The sequence below is a fragment of the Streptomyces sp. NRRL B-24085 genome, assembly GCF_001282115.1.
Taxonomy (GTDB): domain Bacteria; phylum Actinomycetota; class Actinomycetes; order Streptomycetales; family Streptomycetaceae; genus Streptomyces.
This window is the reverse complement of sequence record NZ_LJBR01000462.1, coordinates 1-4,828: the sequence shown is the minus strand read 5'-3', so window position 1 is coordinate 4,828 and position 4,828 is coordinate 1. Positions and strand designations below refer to the sequence as shown.

The 4,828-nt window shown below is 71.2% G+C and carries 3 protein-coding genes; all 3 read right to left on the bottom strand.

From position 1 onward, the window contains the following. Window positions 1-1,183, bottom strand: a 1,183-nt coding sequence (locus AOJ26_RS36650) for a UDP-N-acetylmuramoyl-tripeptide--D-alanyl-D-alanine ligase (protein ID WP_053852677.1), incomplete at its 3' end; no start/stop codon positions are given. 4 nt (window positions 1,184-1,187) lie between these two features. Continuing rightward, window positions 1,188-2,717 carry a UDP-N-acetylmuramoyl-L-alanyl-D-glutamate--2,6-diaminopimelate ligase gene (locus AOJ26_RS36645; protein ID WP_053852676.1) on the bottom strand — a complete coding sequence of 510 codons (1,530 nt, stop codon included), beginning with the start codon at window positions 2,715-2,717 and terminating at the stop codon, window positions 1,188-1,190. Between the two features lie 230 nt (window positions 2,718-2,947). Beyond that, a partial coding sequence (locus AOJ26_RS36640) for a peptidoglycan D,D-transpeptidase FtsI family protein (protein ID WP_053852675.1) occupies window positions 2,948-4,828 on the bottom strand: 1,881 nt, incomplete at its 5' end.

Below are 4,828 nucleotides of genomic sequence, written 5' to 3'. Positions count from 1 at the left end.
CGACCGCGACGAGCTTGCCGACATTGAGCCGGACGGCGAGCCGTCCGACCGCGTCGTGCTCGGCGAGCGCCTCGTCCCCGAGCTCGGCCATCTTGCCGAGCACCGCCCAGGTCCGCCGCCCCTTGCCCATGGCCGCGAGCGCGCGCAGAGCGGCCCGCATGGACTCGGGGTTCGCGTTGTAGGCGTCGTTGACGATGGTCACGCCGTCCGGGCGCTCGGTGACCTCCATACGCCAGCGGGAGAGGGAGCCCGCCTCGGAGAGCGCGGTGGCGATCTCGGTTGCGGACATGCCCAGCTCATGGGCGACGGCGGCCGCGGCGAGCGCGTTCGACACGTGGTGCTCACCGTACAGGCGCATGGTCACTTCGCTTGCACCGGAGGGTGTGCGAAGGCTGAAGGCGGGCTGTCCGGTGTCCGTGAGTCGCACGTTCTCGGCGCGAACGTCCGCTTCGTCGGACTCTCCGAAAAGGAGCACCTTCGCCTTCGTACGGGACCTCATGGCCCGTACGAGCGGATCGTCGGCGTTGAGAACCGCGGTGCCGTCCTCCGGAAGGGCCTCCACCAGTTCGCCCTTGGCCTGCGCGATCTGCTCGCGGCCGCCGAACTCGCCGATGTGGGCGCTGCCGACGTTCAGGACGAGACCGATCTTCGGGGGCGTCAGGTCCGTGAGGTAGCGGATGTGGCCGATCCCGCGGGCGCCCATCTCCAGGACGAGGAACCTCGTCTCCTCGGTGGCGGTGAGCGCGGTCAGCGGCAGCCCGATCTCGTTGTTGAGCGAGCCGGGCGTGAACACCGTCGGGGCCTTGCTCCGCAGCACCTGTGCGATCAGGTCCTTGGTGCTGGTCTTGCCGGCCGAGCCGGTGAGGGCGACGAGGGTCGCGCCGAGCCGTCGTACGACATGACGCGCGAGGGCGCCGAGGGCCGTCTGGACGTCCTCGACGACGATCGCGGGCACGCCGACGGGGCGCTGGGCCAGCACGGCCACCGCGCCCGCCCGGAAGGCCTGTTCGGCGTAGTCGTGGCCGTCGACGCGCTCCCCCACGAAGGCGGCGAACAGACTGCCGTCCGCCACCTGCCGGGAGTCGATGACGACGGGCCCGTGCACCTGCGCCGACGGATCCGGTATGTCGTGCGTCTGCCCGCCGACGACTGAGGCGATCTCGGCGAGAGAGAGGGCGATCACAAGTTCATCCCTGGGTCTTCTGGATGGCTTCTCGAAGCACCTGGCGGTCGTCGAAGGGACGGACCACCCCGGCGATGTCCTGGCCCTGCTCGTGGCCCTTGCCCGCGACGAGCACGGTGTCACCGGGCTGCGCGCGGGCGACGGCCGCGGCGATCGCGGCGGCCCGGTCCTCGAAGACCTGGACCTCGCCGCGTTCGTGTGCCGGTACGGACGCCGCGCCCTCGAGCATGGTGGCGAGGATCGCGAGCGGGTCCTCGGAGCGGGGGTTGTCGGAGGTCAGTACGGCGGTGTCGGCCAGGCGGGCCGCGGCCGCGCCCATGGGCCCGCGCTTGGTCATGTCGCGGTCGCCGCCGCAGCCGAGCACGACGTGCACCCTGCCCTCGGTGACCTTGCGGAGCGCCTTGAGCACCGACTCGACCGCGTCGGTCTTGTGGGCGTAGTCCACGACCGCGAGGTAGGGCTGCCCGGCGTCCACGCGCTCCAGGCGCCCCGGCACCCCCGGAACGGCGGCGACGCCGTCGGCCGCGGTCTGCGGGTCGAGGCCGGCCGCGGCCAGCGCGACGATCGCGGCGAGGGTGTTCGCCACGTTGAAGGGACCCGCGAGCGGCGACCGGGCGGCGATCCGCTCGCCCTTGGGGCCGACCACGGTGAACGTCGAGTCCATGGGACCGACTTCGACGTCCTCGGCACGCCAGTCGGCGTCGGGGTGGCCCTCGGCGGAGTAGGTGACGACCGGGACCGTGGCCTCCTTGACGAGCCTGCGGCCGTACTCGTCGTCGAGGTTGACGACGCCGAGACGGCTGCGTTTCGGCGTGAAGAGCTGCGCCTTGGCCTGGAAGTAGTCCTCCATGCCGGAGTGGAACTCCATGTGCTCCGGGCTGAGGTTGGTGAAGACGCCGATGTCGAAGACACAGCCGTCGACCCGGCCGAGGACCAGCGCGTGGCTGGAGACCTCCATGGCGACCGCCTCGACACCGCGCTCGCGCATGACCGCGAACAGGGCCTGGAGGTCGGTGGCTTCGGGCGTGGTGCGCTCGGACTTGATGCGCTCGTCGCCGATGCGCATCTCGACGGTGCCGATCAGGCCGGTGGACCTGACCCCCTTCAGACCGCCCTCGACGAGGTAGGCGGTGGTGGTCTTGCCGGAGGTGCCGGTGATCCCGATCTGGAGCAGGTCCTCGCCGGGGTGTCCGTAGATCGTGGCGGCCAGTTCGCCCATGCGTGCGCGCGGGTCCTGGACGACCAGCACCGGGAGCCCGGTCACGGCGGCGCGCTCGGCGCCCGTCGGGTCGGTCAGCACCGCGGCCGCGCCGAGGCCGACGGCCTGGGTGACGAAGTCGGCGCCGTGCAGACGGGCTCCGGGCAGGGCGGCGTACAGGTCGCCGGGGCGGACGGCACGCGAGTCATGGGTGATGCCCGTGATCTCGACCGGGTCCTTCAATGCCTCCGGCGCGGGGGCACCCAGTTGATCGGCGAGCTCCGCGAGGGGTGTGGCGGAGACTTGGACCGGCCTGGGCGGTCCCGGATAGGTCACGGGTGCGCCCTTCTGGGTGGTTTGGGACTGATCAGCGTGTGGCACGGCGGTGAGCGTACCGGGCGCACCCGCCTCGGAGCGAAGTGAGGGGCGGGGGCCGCCCTGGTTCCCGGAATCGGAGGTGTTCGTCGTCACGAGGTGGTTCCTGGTGGCCTTTCCGAGGTGCTGACGGTGTGCTGCCGGGCTGCCGACGGTGTGCCGGGGCCGCCGGCGGGCGGGGCGCCCCGTGGTCAGGGCGTGTAGGTCACGGGCAGCTTCGCGGCCTTCGCTCCCGTGGGCGGGACCTGGAGGGTCTTCAGGGCGAACTCCATGACCTGCTTGTAGACGGGTCCGCAGATCTGGCCGCCGAAGTAGCTGCCGCTGGTGGCGTTCTGGATGGCGCAGTAGACCGTGATCCGGGGCTTGTCGGCGGGCGCGAAGCCGGCGAACGACGACGTGTAGCCCTTGTACTTGCCGGTGGCCGGATCCACACGGTTGGCGGTGCCCGTCTTGCCCGCGACCCGGTAGCCGGGGATGCGCGCCTTGGTGCCGGTGCCCTCCTCGTCGTCCACCACCGACTCCAGCATCTGGGCCAGCGTCCTGGCCGTCCTGGCGCTGACGACCCTTGTCTCCTTGGGCTTGGCGGCGGGTGTGAAGCGCCCGTCGGGCCCCCTGGTGCCGCGCACGAGCGTGGGTTCGACCCGGACGCCGCCGTTGGCGATCGTCGAGTAGACGGACGCGGCCTGCATGGCGTTGAGGGACACGCCCTGGCCGAAAGGAATCGTGTACTGCTGCGAGGTAGACCAGTCCGCCGGCTTGGCCAGGATGCCGGGGGTCTCGCCGGGGAAGTCGAGCCCTGAGTAGCGGCCGAGGCCGAACTTGCGCAGGTAGGAGTAGAGGACCTGGTTGGCCTGCGCCTGGGTCTTGCCGAGCTGGCCGGTGGCCAGGATGGTGCCGATGTTGCTGGACTTGGCGAGCACGCCGTTGAGCGTGAGGTACCAGGTCTCGTGGTCGATGTCGTCCTTGAAGAGCCGGTCGCCGCGGTGCAGCCGGTTGGGCACGATCACATGCGTGAGCGGGGTCGCCACGCCCTGTTCCAGCACGGCGGCCATCGACATGACCTTGGCGGTGGAACCGGGCTCGTAGGCGTCCTGGAGGGCCGCGTTGCCCATGTTCACCGAGCTCGCCTTCGACAGGTCGTTCGGGTCGAAGCCCGGCGAGTTGGCCATGGCCAGGACCTGGCCGGTCTGCGTGTCCTGCACTATCACGTATCCGCGGTCCGCCTTGGACTCCTTCACCTGGTCGGTGATGGCCTGCTGGGCGGCCCACTGGATGTCGCGGTCGATGGTGAGCTCGACGTCGCTGCCGGGCACCGCGGGGGTCTCGGTGGAGCCCACGGTGGGCACCTGACGCCCGCCGGCCTGGGCGTAGCGGACCTTGCCGTCCTTGCCGGCCAGCAGGGAGTTGAGCTGCTGTTCGACACCGCCGCCGCCCTTGCCGTCGGCGTTGACCCAGCCCAGTATCCCGGCGGCGAGGTCGCCGTTCGGGTACACGCGCTTGGTCGTCGGCACGGACAGGACGCCCGCGAGGACGTTGGCCGTGCCCGGGTCGGTCTCGCTCTTGGTGGCGAGCGCGGACTTCAGGTCCTTGATCTGCTTCCACACCTGCGGGGTCTGCCGGTTGGCGAGCAGGACGTAACGGAGCTTCTTGTCCTTGGGCCGCAGCTTCTTGACGATCGTCTCCTGCTCCTGCCCCAGGATCGGGGCGAGCAGCGCGGCGGCCTGCTCGGGACCGTCGTCGATCCTGAGCTCCTTGCGGGTGAACAGCGTGGGGTCGGCCGTGATGTCGTAGGCGTCCTCGCTGGTGGCGAGGGCCACGCCGTCGCGGTCGGTGATCCCGCCGCGCTCGGCGGCGAGCGTGTAGCCGACGTACCGGTTCTGCTCGGCCTTGGCGGCGTACGTGCTCGCGTCGACGGCCTGCACCTGGAGCAGTCGTACGACGAAGGCGGCCAGCACCAGCGTCAGCGCGACCCCGACCAGGCGCAGCCGGGGGCGGGGGCTGCCCAGGCGGATGGTCTTGGGGGCCGCCTGGCGGGGCGCGGACGGGCGGCCCCCAAGACCATCCGCCTGGGC